This is a genomic window from Streptomyces sp. NPDC031210, assembly GCF_055570395.1.
The window spans coordinates 61,164-79,097 of sequence record NZ_JBVIHH010000016.1; the positions used below are offsets into that span (position 1 = coordinate 61,164).

17 protein-coding genes and 1 tRNA gene are annotated in these 17,934 nt (G+C 72.9%); 11 read left to right on the plus strand and 7 right to left on the minus strand.

Features of this window, described 5'->3' with window-relative positions; all coding sequences use genetic code 11:
• The first annotated feature begins 43 nt into the window (after positions 1–43).
• Positions 44–1,531 carry a cytochrome P450 gene (locus tag ACZ45Z_RS26445; protein ID WP_468367181.1) on the plus strand — a complete coding sequence of 496 codons (1,488 nt, stop codon included), beginning with the start codon at positions 44–46 and terminating at the stop codon, positions 1,529–1,531.
• A gap of 82 nt (positions 1,532–1,613) precedes the next feature.
• On the opposite strand, the gene ACZ45Z_RS26450 is transcribed toward ACZ45Z_RS26445, so the two are convergent.
• From ACZ45Z_RS26450 to ACZ45Z_RS26460, 3 genes are all read right to left on the minus strand, one after another.
• Positions 1,614–2,063 carry an NUDIX hydrolase gene (locus ACZ45Z_RS26450; RefSeq protein ID WP_468367184.1) on the minus strand — a complete coding sequence of 150 codons (450 nt, stop codon included), beginning with the start codon at positions 2,061–2,063 and terminating at the stop codon, positions 1,614–1,616.
• Between the two features lies 1 nt (position 2,064).
• A complete protein-coding gene (locus ACZ45Z_RS26455) occupies positions 2,065–2,739 on the minus strand; it encodes an HAD family hydrolase (RefSeq protein WP_468367187.1) in 675 nt (224 codons plus the stop codon).
• A 155-nt stretch (positions 2,740–2,894) separates the two neighbouring features.
• A tRNA-Leu gene (locus ACZ45Z_RS26460) sits at positions 2,895–2,982 on the minus strand.
• 228 nt (positions 2,983–3,210) lie between these two features.
• Between ACZ45Z_RS26460 and ACZ45Z_RS26465 the strand changes: the two genes are divergently transcribed.
• The 3 genes from ACZ45Z_RS26465 (at position 3,211) to ACZ45Z_RS26475 (ending at position 5,925) form a co-directional block, all read left to right on the plus strand.
• Entirely contained in the window at positions 3,211–4,536 is a 1,326-nt protein-coding gene (locus ACZ45Z_RS26465; RefSeq protein WP_468367190.1) for a M20/M25/M40 family metallo-hydrolase, read from the plus strand.
• A gap of 178 nt (positions 4,537–4,714) precedes the next feature.
• Positions 4,715–4,948: a chaplin gene (locus ACZ45Z_RS26470; RefSeq protein ID WP_468367192.1), complete on the plus strand. Its 234-nt coding sequence runs from the start codon at positions 4,715–4,717 to the stop codon at positions 4,946–4,948.
• A 143-nt stretch (positions 4,949–5,091) separates the two neighbouring features.
• Positions 5,092–5,925, plus strand: a complete 834-nt coding sequence (locus tag ACZ45Z_RS26475; RefSeq protein WP_468367194.1) for a chaplin — start codon at positions 5,092–5,094, stop codon at positions 5,923–5,925.
• A 90-nt stretch (positions 5,926–6,015) separates the two neighbouring features.
• Here ACZ45Z_RS26475 and ACZ45Z_RS26480 read toward each other — a convergent pair whose 3' ends face one another.
• Complete coding sequence (locus ACZ45Z_RS26480) at positions 6,016–6,204, minus strand: DUF5703 family protein (RefSeq protein WP_006607658.1); 189 nt, start codon at positions 6,202–6,204, stop codon at positions 6,016–6,018.
• Between the two features lie 47 nt (positions 6,205–6,251).
• Between ACZ45Z_RS26480 and ACZ45Z_RS26485 the strand changes: the two genes are divergently transcribed.
• Complete coding sequence (locus tag ACZ45Z_RS26485) at positions 6,252–6,938, plus strand: hypothetical protein (protein ID WP_468367197.1); 687 nt, start codon at positions 6,252–6,254, stop codon at positions 6,936–6,938.
• A gap of 259 nt (positions 6,939–7,197) precedes the next feature.
• Here ACZ45Z_RS26485 and ACZ45Z_RS26490 read toward each other — a convergent pair whose 3' ends face one another.
• Together ACZ45Z_RS26490 and ACZ45Z_RS26495 are read right to left on the minus strand one after the other, a co-directional pair.
• Entirely contained in the window at positions 7,198–9,861 is a 2,664-nt protein-coding gene (locus ACZ45Z_RS26490; RefSeq protein ID WP_468367199.1) for a helix-hairpin-helix domain-containing protein, read from the minus strand.
• Entirely contained in the window at positions 9,858–10,841 is a 984-nt protein-coding gene (locus ACZ45Z_RS26495) for an aldo/keto reductase (RefSeq protein WP_468367202.1), read from the minus strand. Before ACZ45Z_RS26495 ends, ACZ45Z_RS26490 begins: the two co-directional genes overlap by 4 nt.
• A gap of 127 nt (positions 10,842–10,968) precedes the next feature.
• Between ACZ45Z_RS26495 and ACZ45Z_RS26500 the strand changes: the two genes are divergently transcribed.
• Both ACZ45Z_RS26500 and ACZ45Z_RS26505 read left to right on the plus strand, forming a co-directional pair.
• Positions 10,969–12,018 (plus strand): LLM class F420-dependent oxidoreductase, encoded by a 1,050-nt coding sequence (locus ACZ45Z_RS26500; protein WP_468367205.1) that lies wholly within the window; start codon positions 10,969–10,971, stop codon positions 12,016–12,018.
• Between the two features lie 254 nt (positions 12,019–12,272).
• The gene (locus tag ACZ45Z_RS26505; protein ID WP_468367207.1) at positions 12,273–13,061 is read left to right on the plus strand and encodes a ferritin-like domain-containing protein; all 789 of its coding nucleotides are present in this window, start codon (positions 12,273–12,275) and stop codon (positions 13,059–13,061) included.
• A 36-nt stretch (positions 13,062–13,097) separates the two neighbouring features.
• On the opposite strand, the gene corA is transcribed toward ACZ45Z_RS26505, so the two are convergent.
• The gene (corA, locus tag ACZ45Z_RS26510; RefSeq protein WP_468367210.1) at positions 13,098–14,090 is read right to left on the minus strand and encodes a magnesium/cobalt transporter CorA; all 993 of its coding nucleotides are present in this window, start codon (positions 14,088–14,090) and stop codon (positions 13,098–13,100) included.
• Positions 14,091–14,149: 59 nt separating this feature from the next.
• Here corA and ACZ45Z_RS26515 point away from each other — a divergent pair, with 59 nt between their 5' ends.
• From ACZ45Z_RS26515 to mshC, 4 genes are all read left to right on the plus strand, one after another.
• Positions 14,150–14,845: a histidine phosphatase family protein gene (locus ACZ45Z_RS26515; protein WP_468367212.1), complete on the plus strand. Its 696-nt coding sequence runs from the start codon at positions 14,150–14,152 to the stop codon at positions 14,843–14,845.
• 120 nt (positions 14,846–14,965) lie between these two features.
• On the plus strand, positions 14,966–15,556 hold the full coding sequence (locus ACZ45Z_RS26520) for a DUF3090 domain-containing protein (protein WP_468367215.1): 591 nt from the start codon (positions 14,966–14,968) through the stop codon (positions 15,554–15,556).
• Positions 15,520–16,443 (plus strand): SCO1664 family protein, encoded by a 924-nt coding sequence (locus ACZ45Z_RS26525; RefSeq protein ID WP_468367218.1) that lies wholly within the window; start codon positions 15,520–15,522, stop codon positions 16,441–16,443. The genes ACZ45Z_RS26520 and ACZ45Z_RS26525 overlap by 37 nt, the downstream gene beginning before the upstream one ends.
• Before the next feature lie 145 nt (positions 16,444–16,588).
• Entirely contained in the window at positions 16,589–17,818 is a 1,230-nt protein-coding gene (mshC, locus tag ACZ45Z_RS26530; RefSeq protein WP_468367220.1) for a cysteine--1-D-myo-inosityl 2-amino-2-deoxy-alpha-D-glucopyranoside ligase, read from the plus strand.
• The last annotated feature ends 116 nt before the right edge of the window (positions 17,819–17,934 follow it).

Below are 17,934 nucleotides of genomic sequence, written 5' to 3' on the forward strand. Positions count from 1 at the left end.
CCGACCCCGGATGCGCCCCCCGTTTTCCGGATAGGAATCACCCATGACTCTCACGCCCCCCGACGCCCCGTCCGGCCCCCCGAGCCCGGTCGCCGGCTCCGGGCGCCCCGGCCCCCGCCCCACCGCCGACATCCCCGGACCGGCCGGCCTCCCGGTCATCGGATCCCTGCTCGACCTGCGCCGCGACTCCCTGGCCGCCTTCCTGCGCGCCCGGCGCGAGCACGGCGACGTGGTCCGCCTGGAGGCCGGCCCACCCGGCCTGCGCAGCGTCTTCTACGCCGTCTTCTCACCCGAGGGCGTCCAGCGGATCCTCGCCTCCGAGGCCGCCAACTTCCGCAAGGACCACCCGCTCTACGAGGAGGTCCGCCTGGCCTTCGGCAACGGCCTGCTCACCAGCCAGGACGACGACTACCTCCGGCAACGCCGGCTCGTACAGCCCCTGTTCACCAAGCGCCGGGTGGACACCTACGCCGCGGCCGTGACGACCGAGGCCACCGCCGTCGCCGAACGCTGGGGCGGGCGACCCGGGGGCACCGTCGACCTGGTCCGCGAGATGAACCGGCTCGCCCTGCGCACGGTCTCGCGCATCCTCTTCGGTACGGACGTCGAGGCGGCCGTGGACGTCATCCACCGCTGCGCGCCCGTCATCAACGCCTACGTCGTGCGGCGCGCCTACGCACCCCTGAAGATCCCGCGCGACTGGCCCACACCCGGCAACCACAAGGCGCGCCAGGCCACCGCCGAACTCTCCGCCGTCTGCGACCGCATCATCGCCGAACGCCGCACCGCACCCGGAACCACCCCTCGCGCCGCGTCCGCGTCCGACGCCGGAGCCACCCCGCACACCGACGACCTGCTCTCCCTCCTCGCCGACGCGGGCAACGAGCAGGACGGCTCCCTCGACGCCACCGAAGTCCGCGACCAGGTCCTCATCTTCCTGCTCGCCGGCCACGAGACCACCGCGACCTCCATGGCCTTCACCCTCCACCTCCTCGCCCGGAACCCGCGGGAGCAGGCCCGCGTCCACGAGGAGGTCGACCGGGTGCTGGGCGACGAGCCGCCCACGGCCGCCGACCTGGAACGCCTCCCGTGCCTGACAAGGGCGTTCAAGGAAGCCATGCGGCTGTATCCGGCGGCACCGGTCGTCAGCCGCCGCGCGGTCGAGGCCACCGAGATCGGCGGCTACCGCATACCGGCCGGCGCGGACGTCATCGTCGCCCCCTGGGTCACCCACCGCGACCCGGACCTGTGGGAAGACCCCGAACGCTTCGACCCGCTGCGCTTCACCCCCGAGCGCGAGGCGGACCGGCACCGCTACGCCTGGTTCCCGTTCGGCGGCGGCCCGCGCGCCTGCATCGGCCAGCACTTCTCCCTGCTGGAGTCGGTACTGGCCATGGCGACGCTGCTGCGCTCCCACGAGCTGGAGGCCGTGGACGAGGACGTTCCGGTCGCCGCCGGCATCACCCTCCAGGCCACCGGCCCGGCCCGCGTCCGCCTGCGCCCGCGCCGACCGGCGCCGGACACGCCGTAGGGCGGCGCGGCTCGGTCCGGGCCGGCTGCAGCGGGCCGGGGGAGCGCACGCACCCCGACCCGCCCCGGTCGGACCGCTCCGCCTAACCCCTCCCCGACCTCGCCCCCGCGAACAGCGCCAGGCTCGCCCCGCACTGCGAGTGCAGCGGCGCCGGCGGGGCACCGGGCGGGTACCACTCCAGGGCGTCGAACTTCTCCGGCTCCCCGATCCGCACCTCGCCCGGCGCCACCCGTACGGCGAAGACCAGCGCGACCCAGTGCGAGACGACGGGATCACCGCGCAGGACGTTGCGGACGCCGATCCGCTCGATCTCCAGGGGCCGGACCCCGTACTCCTCATGGACCTCTCGCGCCACGGCCGCCTCGAAGGTCTCGCCGAACTCCAGGGCCCCGGCCCCGCAGTCCCACGTGCCCGGCTCGTCCCGGGCCCCGGCGCTCCGCCGCGCCAGCAGCACGCGCCCGGCCCCGTCATGACACACGAAGGCACAGGACACCTTGGGCCCGGCCGGGCTCTCGCGCACCTCGCCCGCCATGTCAGAAGTGCCTCAGCAGCTCGCCGAACGCCGACAGGCGCAACACGTTCTTGTCGGCCGGATCCAGATCGCTGTGCTCCAGCACCCAGGTGTGCTCGTGGGGGATGAACACGGCGTTCATCCCGGCCGCCCGCGCGGGCAGGATGTCCGACTTCGGGGAGTTCCCGATCATCCAGGTGGCGCCCGGCACCAGCGCGTACCGGCGCGTCAGCTCCTCGTACGTCGCCACGTCCTTCTCCGGCACGATGTGCACGCCCTTGAAGTGCGGCGTCAGCCCGGACGCGGCGATCTTGCGCTCCTGCTCCCGGGTGTCGCCCTTGGTCAGCAGCAGCAGGTCGTGCCGGCGGGCCAGCTCGGCCAGCGTCTCGGCCACCCCGGGTATCAGCCGCACCTGGTCGCCGGCGAAGGCCGCCGCCCAGCCCGCGATCCGTGCCGACTCCTCGTCCGTCACGGCCCGCCCGCGCAGCCGCGCGACACACTCGCCGAGGCTGCGCAGGAACACCGCGCTGCCGTAGCCGTGGGTGACCGCGTTCGCCGCCTCGATGCCGTCGAGCACCGCTCGTACCCCGGTCCGGCCGAGCTCCGGGTGCGCCATCCACTCCAGGAACTCGTCGATGACCCGCTCGAAGATCACGTTGTTCTCCCACAACGTGTCGTCCGCGTCGAAAATCAGCACCGCCAGCCCCTCTTCCCCGCCACACCGACCCGCGCACCCTACGGGCCCGCCGCGGGCCGGCGCACGGGAATATCGGGGGCCCGGAGCCGTGCCACCGGCCCCGGCGGCAAGGCGGCCGGGAAAAGCAAAAAACCCCAGGTGACCTGGGGTTTAGCTGGTGTCCGAGGGGGGACTTGAACCCCCACGCCCGATAAAGGGCACTAGCACCTCAAGCTAGCGCGTCTGCCATTCCGCCACCCGGACAAGGTGTCTGCCGTCCCGGCTGGGCCGTTCCGACGTGGAAAACAATAGCAAACGTTCAGAGGTGGTCGATCACCCGCGTTTTTGGCCGGGAGCGGGGCTGTGACCAGGGCATGTCGGGAGTATTGCGGCCTTGGGCGCAGCGGTCGCGAGGTGGAGGATGGCGGGTGGACCCCCACCGCGGAGCGCTCCCCAGGGGCGCGAGGCGGCCGTGAACCATGAGGAGGCAGTGTGAGCGAGTCGCAGCCGGCCCGTACGGTCACCGGCGAGGACGAGGTCGTCGACCTGTGCCGGGACCTGATCAGGATCGACACCAGCAACTACGGTGACCACTCGGGGCCGGGGGAGCGGGCAGCCGCCGAATACGTCGCGGAGAAGCTCGCCGAGGTCGGGCTGGAACCCAAGATCTTCGAGTCGCACCCCGGCCGGGCCTCGACCGTCGCCCGGATCGAGGGCGAGGACCGCTCCCGTCCCGCACTGCTCATCCACGGGCACACCGACGTCGTGCCGGCCAACGCGTCGGACTGGACCCACCACCCCTTCTCCGGCGAGATCGCCGACGGCTGCCTGTGGGGCCGTGGCGCGGTCGACATGAAGGACATGGACGCGATGACGCTGGCCGTCATCCGCGACCGCATGCGCAGCGGCCGCAAGCCCCCGCGCGACATCGTGCTGGCGTTCCTCGCCGACGAGGAGGCGGGCGGCACCTACGGCGCGCGGTTCCTCGTCGACAAGCACCCGGGCCTCTTCGAGGGCGTGACCGAGGCGATCAGCGAGGTCGGCGGCTTCTCCTTCACCGTCAACGAGAAGCTGCGGCTCTATCTCGTCGAGACGGCGCAGAAGGGCATGCACTGGATGAAGCTGACCGTGGACGGCTCCGCCGGGCACGGCTCGATGATCCACAAGGACAACGCCATCACCGAACTGTCCGAGGCCGTGGGGCGGTTGGGCCGGCACGAGTTCCCGGTGCGGGTGACCAAGACCCTGCGCGCCTTCCTCGACGAGCTCGGGGACGCGCTGGGCACCGAGCTGGACCCGGAGAACATGGACGACACGCTGGCCAAGCTCGGCGGCATCGCCAAGCTGATCGGCGCCTCGCTCAGGAACACCGCCAACCCCACGCAGCTAGGCGCCGGTTACAAGGTCAACGTCATCCCCGGGCAGGCCACCGCCCACGTCGACGGCCGCTTCCTGCCCGGCTACGAGGAGGAGTTCCTGGCCGACCTGGACCGCATCCTGGGCCCGCGCGTCAAGCGGGAGGACGTACACGCCGACAAGGCGCTGGAGACCACGTTCGACGGGGCGTTGGTCGACGCGATGCAGTCGGCGCTCCAGGCCGAGGACCCGATCGCGCGCGCGGTGCCGTACATGCTCTCCGCCGGTACGGACGCCAAGTCCTTTGACGACCTGGGCATTCGGGGCTTCGGCTTCGCGCCGCTGAAGCTGCCCCCGGAGCTGGACTTCGCCGGGATGTTCCACGGGGTGGACGAGCGGGTGCCGGTGGACGGGCTGAAGTTCGGCGTGCGGGTACTCGACCGGTTCATCGAGCAGAGCTGACGCGTAAGCCGCGTCCGGAACCGAATCCAGAACCGAATCCGCCCCGGATTACCGGCAGTTCGGGGTGGGTTAGCTGGAACGGGTGAATGGTGCGGTGTGTTCGTAGCTTCAATACTCCTGCCCTCGTTGCAGTGGGTGCGGTCCGCGGCTGGGATCGCATTGTCTACAAGGAGGAATAATGATCAAGAAGGTCGTCGCTGCTGCGGCAGTCACCGGTGGTTTCGTGCTTGCCGGTGCGGGCCTGGCCGTTGCCGACTCGGGTGCTCAGGGCGCTGCCCTGAACTCCCCGGGCGTCGTTTCCGGCAACACCGTTCAGGTGCCGGTTCACATTCCGGTGAACCTTTGCGGCAACACGGTCTCCGTGATCGGTCTGCTGAACCCCGCCTTCGGCAACCACTGCGTCAACCACTGACGTGGTACCGGTACCCGTGAGGGTCTGAACCAGGTGGGCTCCGGAAATGCGTGCCACGCGTTCCGGAGCCTCCGGGTATTTCGGCGGGTGGGTGGAACTTCCCTCGCCCGCATTCCTGATGGCACAAGGCAGGGGAACAACCTATGAGGCAGGTCGCGAGAAAGGGCCTGATCACCATGGCGGCCGCGGGCGGCGTACTCGCCGCCGCGGGCGGCTACGCGCACGCCGATTCGGGGGCCCAGGGACACTCGGCGCATTCGCCCGGTGTCGCGTCCGGCAACACGGCCCAAGTACCGGTCCATGTGCCGGTGAACGTGTGCGGCAACACCGTCAACGTCGTCGGTCTGCTCAACCCGGCGTTCGGGAACGACTGCGCCAACGGCAAGCGCCACGGCCACGGCGGCGGGCACGGGGGCAACTCCGGCGGTTCCAGCGCCCGGGGATCGGCCACCGACTCACCCGGCGTCGGCTCGGGCAACACCGTCCAGGTCCCCGTGGACGTGCCGGTCAACGCCTGCGGCAACAGCGTCGACGTCGTCGGTCTGGCGAACCCGGCGTTCGGGAACGACTGCGGCAACGAGTCGCCGACGAGCCCCTCCAACCCGGGGCACCCGGACCACCCGGGCAACCCGGACCACCCCGGAAACCCGGATCACCCCGGCAACCCGGACCACCCGGGGAACCCCGAGCACCCCGGGAACCCGGACCACCCGGGTGGCCACACCCCGCCGAAGGCGGAGCAGCCGCCGGCCCCGGGAAAGCCGCACACGCCGGGCCGGCCCGGCGACCAGCAGGGCCCGGATGTGCACCCGCAGGGCCAGACCCCGCCGCACACCAAGATCGTGACGACGCCCAAGGCCGCCGAGCAGCTCGCGCGGACCGGCGCCGGCACGATCGGCTACGCCGTACCGGCGAGCGCCGGACTCCTCCTCGGCGGAGCCGTCCTCTACCGCCGTGCGCGCACCGCGCGTAGGTGACCGACGACAGTTAGTCACAGGCGGTTCGGCACAACGGAGCGGGCCCCGGCGAACGGGGCCCGCTTCGCGCTCTTCACACGGAGCGGGCGCTCACCAGGTGGCGCGGAGCTGTCGGATGATCCGGCGGCGCAACCGCACCTTGCGGCTGCCGTCGGGATTGAGTCGAAGTCGGTCCAACTCCCAGTGTCCGTACTCGGCGTGGTCGGTCAGCAGGCGTGTGGCGGCCTTCCGGGAGACCCCCCGGGGCACGTACACATCGCAGAATTCGTATTCCGGCATCGCATCTATTGTGCGGGACCGGCCCCGGTACGGATAGCGTCTGCACTATGTCTGATGCTGCGCAGCCCTCCGCTGCCGAGGTACGTGCCGCCGCCGAGGCGGTCAAAGCCGCGCTGGACCGTCACCTCGACGCGGTCGAACGCCGCTCGGGCGAGGACGATCCGGCTGTCTATGCCGCGTTCGACGAGCTCGCCGCGGCTGCTGAGGCCTACGACGAGTTGTTGTACGACGCCTACGACGAGGTCACCCCCTTCGAGATCCCCGGAAGCGATGTGCTGCCGGCCTACGCCGGGCCCGAGGAACCCAGTGCGCTGAGCGTGCTGATCCGGCGCGACTACACCGTCGTCGAGCCGCAGCGGCTGCTGCACCAGGCCCAGCGCATCGCCGATCTCGACCCCGACGCCGCGGACGACGTCACGGCCAAGGGTGCCGAGGGCGGCGGCGCCGCGTCCGTGGTCGGCAGCAGTGTCCACGCCGCGCTCGGGGTGCTGTTCGGGGAGTTCGAACCGGACGAGATCGCCTCCCGGCACAAGGAGTTCGGCCTGGAGGAGGGCGACTCCACGCTGTGGGTGGCGGCCGCCGACGACCCGCCGGAGCCGGGGGAGTGGCTGTCCGCGCCGTTCGACCAGGCCGATCCCCAACGGGTGGTGTGCCGGTTCGACGTCAGCTCGGTCTTCGACGAGGAGCTGGACGAGGACGACGATCTGCTGGAGGTCATCGAAACGGAGCGGTGAGGCGGCGCGGTGACCGGAGCGGTGAGGGGCGCGGACGCTCGTGCGGGCCCGCCCCTCCGGCCGCCCCGTGTAGCCCGTGCGTGCTCATCGCGTCGCGGACCGCGGTCCGTCCCCGCCTGGTACGTGCCGCTGATCGCGGGCTCCTGTCCGCCCGTGATCCGGCCCGTACGCGCCGCTGCCCCGCCCGTCGGTCACGTCCTGACGGGGCGGGGCAGCGGTGTGTCCGGGCTGCAGGGCGGGCGGGAGACCCGGGCGGAGTTCAGCCGGTCACGTCGGCCTCGGCCTGGCCGCTCTGCGTCTGGAGCAGGGTGCGCAGCCGGGTGGTCCGCTCCTTGACCGGCACCTCGGCCACCGCGCGCGGCAGCGCCTCGCCGACGCCCTGGACCACCGACAGGTGCCGCTCGCCGCGGCTGAAGGCGGTGTAGACCCAGGCGCGGGTCAGGCCGCCGGCCGCGTCACCGGGCAGGACCGCCACCACGGCGGGCCAGCGCATCCCGGCGGCCTGGTGGGCGGTGAGCGCCCAGCCGTGGCGTACGGCGCCGACCTGTTCGCGGGGCACGACGAAGGACGCGCCCTCGCATTCCAGGCGCAGTCCGTCCGCGTCCGCGCCGGTGACCGTCCCGGGCAGGACCCGGCCGGGGGCGGGCGCGTAGGCGATCCGGTCACCGGGGTCGAAGCCGCCGAACCGGCCGGGGCCGGGGTTGAGGCGCTCCTTCAGGGCGGCGTTGAGGGCGCGGGTGCCTGCGGCGCCGCCGTGGCCGACCGTGAGGACCTGGGTCTGGTCGGCGGGCACGCCCAGCGCCCGGGGCACGGAGTCGGCGACCAACTGGACGGTGCGGTGTACCGCCTCCCCGGCGTCGCGCACCGGAACGGTCACCACCTCCTTGCCGGGCGCCTCGACGGCGCTCAGCTCGCCGACGCCGATGCCCGAGACCAGCTCGCCGATCGGGCCGAAGTCCGGGGTGCGGGAGGCGATCTGGGGACAGAAACGGGACGCCAGGAGGTCGGCGAACAGGCGGCCGGGGCCGGCGGACCACAGCACACCGGGGTCACCGCTGAACACCAGCCGGGTGCCGTCGGTCAGCGACTCGACGAGCAGCGCGGCGGTCTCCAGATCCAACTGCGGGGCGTCCAGCACCACCAGGAGGTCGAGGGCCAGGGCTCCGTCCGCGTCCCGGCCGGGTCCCTGCCGGCCGGAGAGGAGACCGGCGACCGTCACCGCGGCGGCGCCCGGGTCCGTGGCCGGGCCGCCCGCCGCGAGGCCGGCGAGGTCCGCCTCCAGGCGGCGGCGGCCGTTCTCGGTATGGGTCGCGCCGAAGGCCCGCAGCCCCAGGGCGCGGGCCGCCGCGATCAGCGCGGCGGGCTCGGCACGGGCGGCTTCGGCGCCCGTGTGCGCCACCAGACCGCTGTGGGCGGCGGCGCGGATCAGCTCCCCGGCCGAGGGCGACGGCGCGCCGGTCGCGGCGGCCTCCCAGGCGGCGGCGGACGGCTGGGGGCGGCTGGGGGCCCCGTCACCGTCGGCGGGGGCCGTCTCACCGGGAGCGGAGGTGCCGGGAGTGGAGGCGCCCGGAGTGGGGGCGCCAGGAGTGGCGGGGGAACCGCCCGTTTCGCTTGGCGTGGCCGTGGCCGTGGCCGTGCCGGTGGCGGTGCCCTCGGGGGCACCCGGGGCCGTCGTGTCGCCTTCCTGTTCCTCTTCCTCTTCTTGTTCCTCGTCCTCCGTCGGCTCGGCCGCTGAATCCGGGGCCGGCTCGAAGGTGTTGAGCAGGCGCGCGAGGCCGTCGGCGACGCTCTCCTCGGCCATCGCCAGGCGGTCCAGGCCGAGCAGCACCCGGACCGGCTGCTCCTCCTCGTCGTCACCCGCGGCGGGCCGGGGCCGGCCAGGGGTGTCGATCGCGTCCTGGAACACCAGCACCGCACCGTCGGCGATGGCCGCCTGGAGCGCCTGGTCGGGGTCGGGCACGGCTCGCTGGGCGAGGGCGGCGCGCAGGGCGGGCGCTTCCAGGGAGGAGTGGCCCGCGACGGCGGCCTGTTCCAGCAGCCACAGGACCAGTGCCTGGGCCCGCCGCTCGTCGTCCGGCCCGCAGGCCGCACCGAGCAGCGCCCGGGCGAAGCCGTCGGCCTGCTCGGGGCGTACACCGGGCACGCCGAGCAGCAGCCAGGGATCGTCGTGCAGCGCCTGCGCGGCACGTTCGCCGAGCGCCTCGGCGGTCTTCTCGGCCAGCGATTCGGGCGCCCCACCGGCCGCGAGGACCTGCCGTACGCCGTCGATGCCGGGGGCGGTCGCGGGCGCCGGGCGCGGAGCCGGCGCGGGCGACGGCGAGGCGGGGGCGTGCGGGCCGTCGTGGCCGGGCGCGGTGCCGTCCCCGGCGGGCGGAGCGCCGGCCGGTCCCGTGGCCTCGCCCTGGGCTGGCGGTCGTGTCGGCTGCGGGGCGGCCGGGCGCGGGGGTCCGCTCAGCGGTTCGCCGGCGACCGGTCCGCCACCCGGCCGGCCCGTGGCGGGTGCGGCGGGCCTGGCGGCACCCTGGGACCCGGTGAAGAAGGAGGCGGCCGAACGCTCGCCGCTCTCCACGGCCCGCACGGCGGCGGCCAGCGCAGCCGCCGTCGCCGCGGCCGACCCGGGAGCGGCACCCCCCTGCGCGCCGCCCGCTGCCCCGGCACCGGTGTCCCGCGAAGCGGCCCCGGCTTCCCGCGATTCCGGCGAAGCCGCCCCTGGCCCCTGCGATTCAGCCCCGTCTGCGTCGGCCGCCCCGCCCGCCGAGCCCCCGTCGGCCGCATCCCCGCTGCCGTCCGCCGCCATGCCGCCCGCGTCCTCGCCCGCTCCCCCCGGCGCCCGCGCGTCATCCCCCGGCGAAGGGACCCGCGACGTGTCGGGTGCGGCCTCCTGCTCGGGGGTGGTTTCGCCGGCGAGGCGGTCGGTGCTCACAGCGTGCTCCAGTCGTGATCGGGATAGTGGTGCACCGGAGCGGACACATCGTCCAGCGCCCGGCGGATCTCGTCAGGAAGACTAAGCGTCTCCACTGACAATGCCGCTCTGAGCTGCGCGGCCGTGCGTGCGCCGACGATCGGGGCGGTGACTCCTGGACGGTCGCGGACCCAGGACAGCGCGACCTGGAGCGGGGTGACGGCGAGACCGTCGGCGGCGGTGGTGACCGCCTCGACGATCCGGCCCGCCGCCTCGTCGAGGTAGGGCGCGACGAAAGCGGCGAGATGGTCGGAGGCACCGCGCGAGTCGGCCGGGGTGGCGTGACGGTACTTGCCGGTGAGCACGCCGCGCCCGAGCGGCGAGGAAGGGAGCAGGCCGACGCCGAGGTCCACCGCCGCGGGCAGCACCTCCCGCTCGATGCCGCGCTGGAGGAGCGAGTACTCCATCTGCGTGCTCGCCAGCCGGTTGCGTACGCCGGGGACCGCGAGCTGCCAGGTGGCGGCCTTGGCGAGCTGCCAGCCGGAGAAGTTGGCCAGCCCCACATAGCGCGCCCGGCCGCTCGCGACGGCCAGATCGAGGGCGTGGAGGGTCTCCTCCAGTGGGGTGTGCGGATCGAAGGCGTGCAGTTGCCACAGGTCGACGTAGTCCGTCCCCAGCCGCTCCAACGAGGCGTCCAGCGCGGCCAGGAGATGGCGCCGGGAGCCGTCGGTGCGCCGGTCCGGCTCGAGCACGCTGCCGGCCTTGGTGGCGATCACCAGATCGTCGCGGGGGACCAGCCCCTCGGTGAGGTGGCCCAGGAGGTATTCGGCACCGCCGTCGGCATAGATGTCGGCGGTGTCGACGAGGGTGCCGCCCGCCTCCCAGAACGTCTTGAGCTGATCGGCGGCTTCCTGTTCGTCCGTGTCGCGCGCCCAGTTCAGGGTGCCCAGCCCGAGGCGGGACACGCGAAGCCCCGTACGCCCGAGGTGCCTTTGCTCCATGGGCCTTGAGATTACTGGCCGCGAGCCCGGATCAGGGGACCTGTGGACAACCGGTCGGTGACGGCGGCGGGCGGTAGCGACTAGAGTCCCCGCAACAGTGACGTTACTGATCAGTAAGGGGAGCGGCATGAGGCTTGGCATCAACCTCGGCTACTGGGGTGCCGGGATGGACTCCGACAATCTCGCGGTGGCGCAGGAAGCCGACCGCCTCGGCTATTCGGTCTGCTGGGCCGCCGAGGCCTACGGTTCCGACGCTCCCTCGGTGCTCTCCTGGGTGGCCGCCCAGACCGAGCGCATCGACATCGGCTCGGCGATCTTCCAGATCCCGGCGCGCACCCCCGCGATGACCGCGATGACCGCCGCCACCCTCGACTCCCTCTCCGGCGGCCGCTTCCGCCTCGGCCTCGGAGTCTCGGGGCCGCAGGTCTCCGAGGGCTGGTACGGCGTGAAGTTCGACAAGCCGCTGGCCCGCACCCGCGAGTACGTCGACATCGTCCGCAAGGCCATGTCCCGCGAGCGGCTCTCGTACGAGGGCGAGCACTGGACGCTGCCGCTGCCCGGCGGCCCCGGCAAGCCGCTGAAGCTGACCGTGCACCCCCAGCGCGAGCACATCCCGCTCTACATCGCGGCGATCGGCCCGAAGAACCTGGAGCAGACCGGTGAGATCGCCGACGGCGCCCTGCTGATCTTCCCCTCGGCCGACCACCTCCAGGAGACCGCGATCACGCCCCTGCGGGCGGGCCGCGAGAAGGCCGGCCTGACCATGGACGGCTTCGACGTCTGCCCGACCCTGCCGCTCGCCCTCGGCGACGACGTCAGCGCGCTGGCCGACATGTTCCGCCCCTACACCGCCCTGTACGTCGGCGGCATGGGCAGCCGCAAGCAGAACTTCTACAACCAACTGGCCCGGCGCATGGGCTACGAGAAGGAAGCCGCCGAGATCCAGGACAAGTACCTGGCCGGCGACAAGGACGGCGCGGCCGCGGCCATCCCGGAGCAACTGATCGACCAGACCACGCTGCTCGGTTCCGTCGAGCGGATCGCCGAGCGGATGCAGGCCTACGCGGCGGCCGGGGTCACCACCCTGACCCTGGCGCCGGCCGGCTTCACACTGGAGGACCGCGTCGCCTCCCTGCGGGCGGGCACCGAGGCCCTGGAGCGCGCCGGACTGGCGTAGTCCCCCTGGACGGCACGAAGCCCGGCACCTGAGTGCCGGGCCCATGGACAGCGCCGCGGCCGTGGTGGGGGCTCGGGGGTCTTCCCCGCCACGGCCGTCACGCAGCACAACGCCCCGACCGGCGCCCCGGTTACGCCCGGGCACCCACCGCGTGTTCATTCGAACGGCCGAAGCCGAACGACGTGCGGTTGCCGTCGACCGCGCGTCGCACTTGACTCTTCCTTTACGGGTGCGTTCGTTCGGAGGTGGCGCAGATGCTCTCGGCTCGAAGCCTGTTCCAGGAGATCGTCGACAACGACGAGTCCTACCGCCTGTTCTGTTCCATCGCGGCCAGCGGCGAGAACCAGGGCGGATGGGAGAACGGCCGGATCGCCGCCCTCCTGCCCGAGTCCCTGCGCGCGCTCGCGCCCAAGGTGGCCCGGCACGGCGCCGACGAGGACAAGCACGGCAGGATCTTCCAGGCCCTGCTGCGCAAACGCGGTCTGACCGCCACCGAGGTCCCCCCGGACACCGACTACACCATGCTGCTGGAGCGGCGCGGCATCGGCCTGGCGCACGACAAACTACGCCGCGACGAGCCCCTGACCGAGCTGGACATCATCACCTACCTCGCGCACAGCCGCGTCACCGAGCAGCGCGCCGCCGACCAGATGGACATGTTGAGGAGCTACTTCGGCGACCATCCCGAGGTGGGCAAGGCGATCCGGATGATCTCCCATGACGAGGACAACCACCTCGCCTACTGCCATGAGGAACTGCTGCGCCTGGCCCGCGCCGGACACGGCCGGACCATCCAGCGGATCCTGCACGAGTGCGCGCGCGCCGAGACGGTCGTCTACCGGGACGTCAGCCTCGCGGTCATGGGCCACATGGGCCGCATCCTGGGCTGGTCCGCGGCCAAGTCGGCGCTGCTGCGGGCCGGTATCGGGGCGATGTACGGCTACGAGCGGCTGGGCGGCTGGCGGCGGATGGTCAGCCTGCGGATGCCCGAGAACCGTGACGCGCTGGGCGGCCCGGCCTCGTCCGCGGCGGAGTTCGCCTGACCGCCGCGCACTCCGCGGCCCGGTCGACCGCCGCCCTCACAGCCAGCCCCGGCGCTTGAACAGCCGGTAGAGCGACAGCTCGATGACGGCCATCAACAGCAGGATCGCCGGATAGCCCAGGCTCCATCTCAGCTCGGGCATCTCGTCGAAGTTCATGCCGTAGACACCGGCGATCAGCGTCGGCACGGCGGCCAGCGCGGCCCACGCCGAGATCTTGCGCATGTCGTCGTTCTGCCGCACGCCCATCTGCGCCAGGTGGGCGGAGAGAATGTCCGAGAGCAGCCGGTCCAGGCCCTCCACCGACTCGTTGGCGCGGGTGAGGTGGTCCTCCACGTCACGGAAGAACGGCCGGGCCTGCTCGTGCACGAACGGCACGCCGGGGTTGCGCAGCCGGGCCATCGGCTCCGCCAACGGGCCGGTGGCCCGCCGGAATTCGAGCACCTCACGCTTGAACGCGTAGATCTGCGCTGCGGTGTTCCTGCTGTCGCCGCCCGACGGGGCGAACACCTCCGCCTCCAACTCCTCCAGATCCAACTGGAGTTCGCCGGCGACCTCGATGTAGTGGTCGACCACCGCGTCGCTGACGGCGTACAGCACCGCCGTCGGACCGTTCCGCATGATCTCCGGCTGGAGCTCCAGCCGCTGCCGCACCGCGCGCAGCGGGCTGGCCTCGCCGTGCCGCACGGTCACCACGAACGAGTCGCCGACGAACAGCATCAGCTCCGAGGCGGTGACCGTATCGGCCTCGTCGTCGTAGGTGACCGGCTTGAGGACCACGAAGAGCGAGTCGTCGTACACCTCCAGCTTGGGCCGCTGATGGGCCTTGAGGGCGTCCTCGACCGCCAGCGGATGCAGCCCGAACTGGTCGCTGACGCGGTCGAACTCCTCCTGTGTCGGCTCGTGCAGCCCCAGCCACAGAAAGGAATGGCCCTCGGCCCGCGCCTGGTCGAGCGCGGTGGCGAAGTCCTCGGGCCCCTCGCTGCGGCGGCCGTCCCGGTAGATGGCGCAGTCCACGATCACATCTGGCATTCTCACCCGTTACCCGGCCACCTGCCAGAAACACGTTCGCGGAACGTAGGCTGGCGGCCATGCCCACGCTGATCCTGCTGCGGCACGGCCGCTCCACCGCCAACACCGCCGGAGTGCTCGCCGGGCGGACCCCCGGTGTCGCCCTGGACGAGCGGGGCGCCGCCCAGGCCGCGGCCCTGCCCGCTCGGCTGGCCGCGGTGCCCCTGGCCGCCGTCGTCACCAGCCCGCTCCTGCGCTGCCAGGAGACCGTGCGGCCTCTCCTCGACGCCCGTCCCGGCCTGCCGCTGCACCACGAGGACCGGATCAGCGAATGCGACTACGGCCAGTGGTCGGGCCGCAAACTCGCCGAGCTCGGCGACGAGCCGCTGATGGAGGTCGTCCAGCGGCACCCCTCCGCGGCCGCCTTCCCCGGCGGCGAATCGATGCGGGCCATGCAGGCCCGCGCGGTCGAGGCGGTACGCGACTGGAACGACCGCGTCGAGGCCGCGCACGGCGCCGAGGCGGCCTATCTGATGTGCTCGCACGGCGACATCATCAAGTCCCTGGTCGCCGACGCCCTCGGCATGCACCTCGACCTCTTCCAGCGGATCTCCGTCGAGCCCTGCTCGGTCACCGCCATCCGCTACACCCGGCTGCGCCCCTACCTCGTACGGCTCGGTGACACCGGCGACTTCGGCGGCCTGGTGCCCCGGGACGACGGGCCGGCCGCCGGCGAACGGGACGCCGCGGTCGGCGGTGGTGCGGGAGCGTCGTGATCAGTCGGCGCAGTAGGGTGGTGCGACGGCGCTGCCCGCCACGCCCCCGTGATCCGACGCCGTGACCGCGGGACCGCAGCGACCGCAGTGACCCCGCAGTCGAGCAATCGGAGCAGGACGTTGTCCCGTCAGGTGTTCTTCTACGACGCGCCGGACCGCTTCGTGGCCGGTACGGTCGGGCTGCCTGGCCGCCGTAGCTTCTTCCTCCAGGCCACCGCGGCCGGCCGCACCACCAGCGTCGCCCTGGAGAAGACGCAGGTCGCGGCCCTGGCCGAGCGCATCGACGAACTGCTGGACGAGGTCGTGCGGCGCAGCGGCGGCAACGCCCCGGTGCCCGCGGTCTCGCCCGCCGAGGTGGTCGACACCGCACCGCTGGAGATGCCCGTCGAGGAGGAGTTCCGCGTCGGGACCATGGCGCTCGCCTGGGACGGCGAGGACGAGCGGATGATCGTGGAGGCGCAGGCCCTGGTCGAGCTCGACGCGGACAGCGAGGAGGACCTCGTCGACGCCGAGGAGCGGCTGCTCCAGGACGACGAGAACGGCCCGCCCATGCTCCGCGTGCGGCTCACCGGCGCCATGGCCCGCGCCTTCGCCAAGCGGGCGCTGGACGTCGTCAACGCCGGGCGCCCGCCGTGCCCGCTGTGCAGCCTGCCGCTCGACCCGGAGGGACACGTATGCCCGCGCCAGAACGGATACCGGCGGGACGCCTGAGCGCCATGGAGTCCGCCGCCGGCGCCGCCGGGCCGCCGTCCGGCCCCGCCACCCCGCAGGTCCCGCCGCCCGCCGCCGAGCCCGGCCCGGGGCTGCCTCGGAAGGTGCTCGCCGAGGGTGAGCTGACCGTACGCGGCCAGATCCGCGAGGCGTCCAACGCCGTCCTCTACTGCACCGTCACCCACGAGGGCCGCACCGCCGCCTGCGTCTACAAGCCGGTCGCCGGCGAGCGCCCGCTGTGGGACTTCCCCGACGGCACGCTCGCCCAGCGCGAGGTCGCCGCGTACGAGGTCTCCCGGGCGACCGGCTGGGACCTGATGCCCGCCACGGTGCTGCGGGACGGCCCATACGGCACCGGGATGGTGCAGGAGTGGGTCGAGGCGCCGGACGACGGCGCCGAGGTGCCGGAACTGCTGGCGCTGGTGGAGGGCGACGAGCCGGGGCCCGGCTGGAAGGCGGTCGGCTCCGCGGCGGTCGGCGAGGGCCGCACCGCGCTGCTGGTGCACGCCGACCATCCGTGGCTGCGGCGGCTCGCGGTCCTCGACGCGGTGATCAACAACGCCGACCGCAAGGGCGGGCATCTGCTGCCCTCGGCCGGCGGGCGGCTGTACGCCATCGACCACGGGGTGACGTTCCACGCCGAGGACAAGCTGCGCACGCTCCTGTGGGGCTGGGCGGGGGAGCCGCTCACCGAGGAGGCGCTGGCGGTCCTGCGGGGCCTACAGGAGGCGCTGGAGGGCGGTGCGCCGCTCGCCGCCCGACTGGCCGAATTGCTCACGGATATCGAGATCGGGGCGCTGCGGGAGCGGGTGGCCGCGCTGCTGCGGACCGGCCGGCACCCCGAGCCGAGCGGCCAGTGGCCCGCGATTCCCTGGCCCCCGGTCTGATCCGCCGCTGATCGGGGGCGGTGGCGGGCGAACGGCCGGTCGGGGGGTGTACCTGCATGTTCCGGCGGCAAACGCAAGAGTGCCTATCCGGCCAACACCGTGATCCGGTTCGTATGCGGAACATGCGTCCGGTTACGCTCAAGGCATGCATGCATGGCCCGCTTCTGAGGTCCCCGCCCTGCCTGGCCAGGGCCGCGATCTGAGGATCCACGACACCGCGACCGGCGGACGGATCACCCTCGACCCCGGTCCCGTCGCCCGTATCTACGTCTGCGGCATCACGCCGTACGACGCCACGCACATGGGGCACGCGGCGACCTACAACGCGTTCGACCTGGTTCAGCGCGTGTGGCTCGACACGAAGCACCAGGTTCACTACGTGCAGAACGTCACGGACGTCGACGATCCGCTCCTGGAGCGGGCCCTCGCCACCGGCGACGACTGGACGGCGCTCGCCGAGCGCGAGACCGCCCTCTTCCGCGAGGACATGACGGCCCTGCGGATGCTCCCGCCGCGCCAGTACGTCGGCGCGGTCGAGTCGATACCCGGCATCGTCCCGCTGGTGGAGCGGCTGCGCGACGCCGGCGCGGCCTACGAACTGGACGGCGACATCTACTTCTCCGTCGAGTCCGACCCGCACTTCGGCGAGGTCTCCCGGCTCGACGCCGACGCGATGCGGCTGTTGTCCGCCGAGCGCGGCGGCGACCCCGAGCGGGAGGGCAAGAAGAACCCGCTCGACCCGATGCTGTGGATGGCCGCCCGCGACGGCGAGCCGAGCTGGGACGGCGCCTCGCTGGGCCCCGGCCGGCCCGGTTGGCACATCGAGTGCGTCGCCATCGCGCTGGACCACCTCGGGATGGGCTTCGACGTGCAGGGTGGCGGCTCCGACCTCGCCTTCCCGCACCACGAGATGGGCGCCTCGCACGCCCAGGCGCTCACCGGTGAGCACCCGTTCGCCAAGGCGTACGTCCACGCCGGGATGGTGGCCCTGGGCGGCGAGAAGATGTCCAAGTCCAAGGGCAATCTGGTCTTCGTCTCCAAGGTGCGGCGCGACGGCACCGACCCGGCGGCGATCCGCCTGGCGCTGCTCGCGCACCACTACCGGGCGGACTGGGAGTGGACCGACTCGGTGCTGGAGGAGGCCGAGGAGCGCCTGGCGCGCTGGCGGGCCGCCGTCTCCCGTCCCGACGGACCGTCCGCCGACGCCCTCCTGGAGGAGGTCCGCACCGCGCTGGCCGACGACTTGGACTCGCCGGCCGCCCTCGCGGCGGTGGACCGCTGGGCCGCCGCCCAGCAGGCCGCGGGCGGCAGCGAGGAGAGCGCGCCGGGGCTGGTGTCCCGCACCGTCGACGCGCTGCTCGGCGTGGCACTGTGACGCCCGCTCGCTGACCTCCGCCTTTTCGTCCTCGGGGGGGGCCTGCGCGGCACCGAAGGAGGGACCCGTTTTGTGGGTGGGGGGGTTTCCCCGGGGGGTGGGTGGTCTGGGTACAA

Excerpts from the sequence above, each read along its gene's own strand:
- ACZ45Z_RS26445 (WP_468367181.1), top strand. The coding sequence starts at position 44 with ATGACTCTCACGCCCCCCGACGCCCCGTCCGGCCCCCCGAGCCCGGTC.
- ACZ45Z_RS26485 (WP_468367197.1), top strand. The coding sequence starts at position 6,252 with ATGTCTGATGCTGCGCAGCCCTCCGCTGCCGAGGTACGTGCCGCCGCC.
- ACZ45Z_RS26480 (WP_006607658.1), bottom strand. The coding sequence starts at position 6,204 with ATGCCGGAATACGAATTCTGCGATGTGTACGTGCCCCGGGGGGTCTCC.
- ACZ45Z_RS26475 (WP_468367194.1), top strand. The coding sequence starts at position 5,092 with ATGAGGCAGGTCGCGAGAAAGGGCCTGATCACCATGGCGGCCGCGGGC.
- mshC (WP_468367220.1), top strand. The coding sequence starts at position 16,589 with ATGCATGCATGGCCCGCTTCTGAGGTCCCCGCCCTGCCTGGCCAGGGC.
- ACZ45Z_RS26525 (WP_468367218.1), top strand. The coding sequence starts at position 15,520 with ATGCCCGCGCCAGAACGGATACCGGCGGGACGCCTGAGCGCCATGGAG.
- ACZ45Z_RS26515 (WP_468367212.1), top strand. The coding sequence starts at position 14,150 with ATGCCCACGCTGATCCTGCTGCGGCACGGCCGCTCCACCGCCAACACC.
- ACZ45Z_RS26495 (WP_468367202.1), bottom strand. The coding sequence starts at position 10,841 with ATGGAGCAAAGGCACCTCGGGCGTACGGGGCTTCGCGTGTCCCGCCTC.
- corA (WP_468367210.1), bottom strand. The coding sequence starts at position 14,090 with ATGCCAGATGTGATCGTGGACTGCGCCATCTACCGGGACGGCCGCCGC.
- ACZ45Z_RS26500 (WP_468367205.1), top strand. The coding sequence starts at position 10,969 with ATGAGGCTTGGCATCAACCTCGGCTACTGGGGTGCCGGGATGGACTCC.
- ACZ45Z_RS26505 (WP_468367207.1), top strand. The coding sequence starts at position 12,273 with ATGCTCTCGGCTCGAAGCCTGTTCCAGGAGATCGTCGACAACGACGAG.
- ACZ45Z_RS26450 (WP_468367184.1), bottom strand. The coding sequence starts at position 2,063 with ATGGCGGGCGAGGTGCGCGAGAGCCCGGCCGGGCCCAAGGTGTCCTGT.
- ACZ45Z_RS26470 (WP_468367192.1), top strand. The coding sequence starts at position 4,715 with ATGATCAAGAAGGTCGTCGCTGCTGCGGCAGTCACCGGTGGTTTCGTG.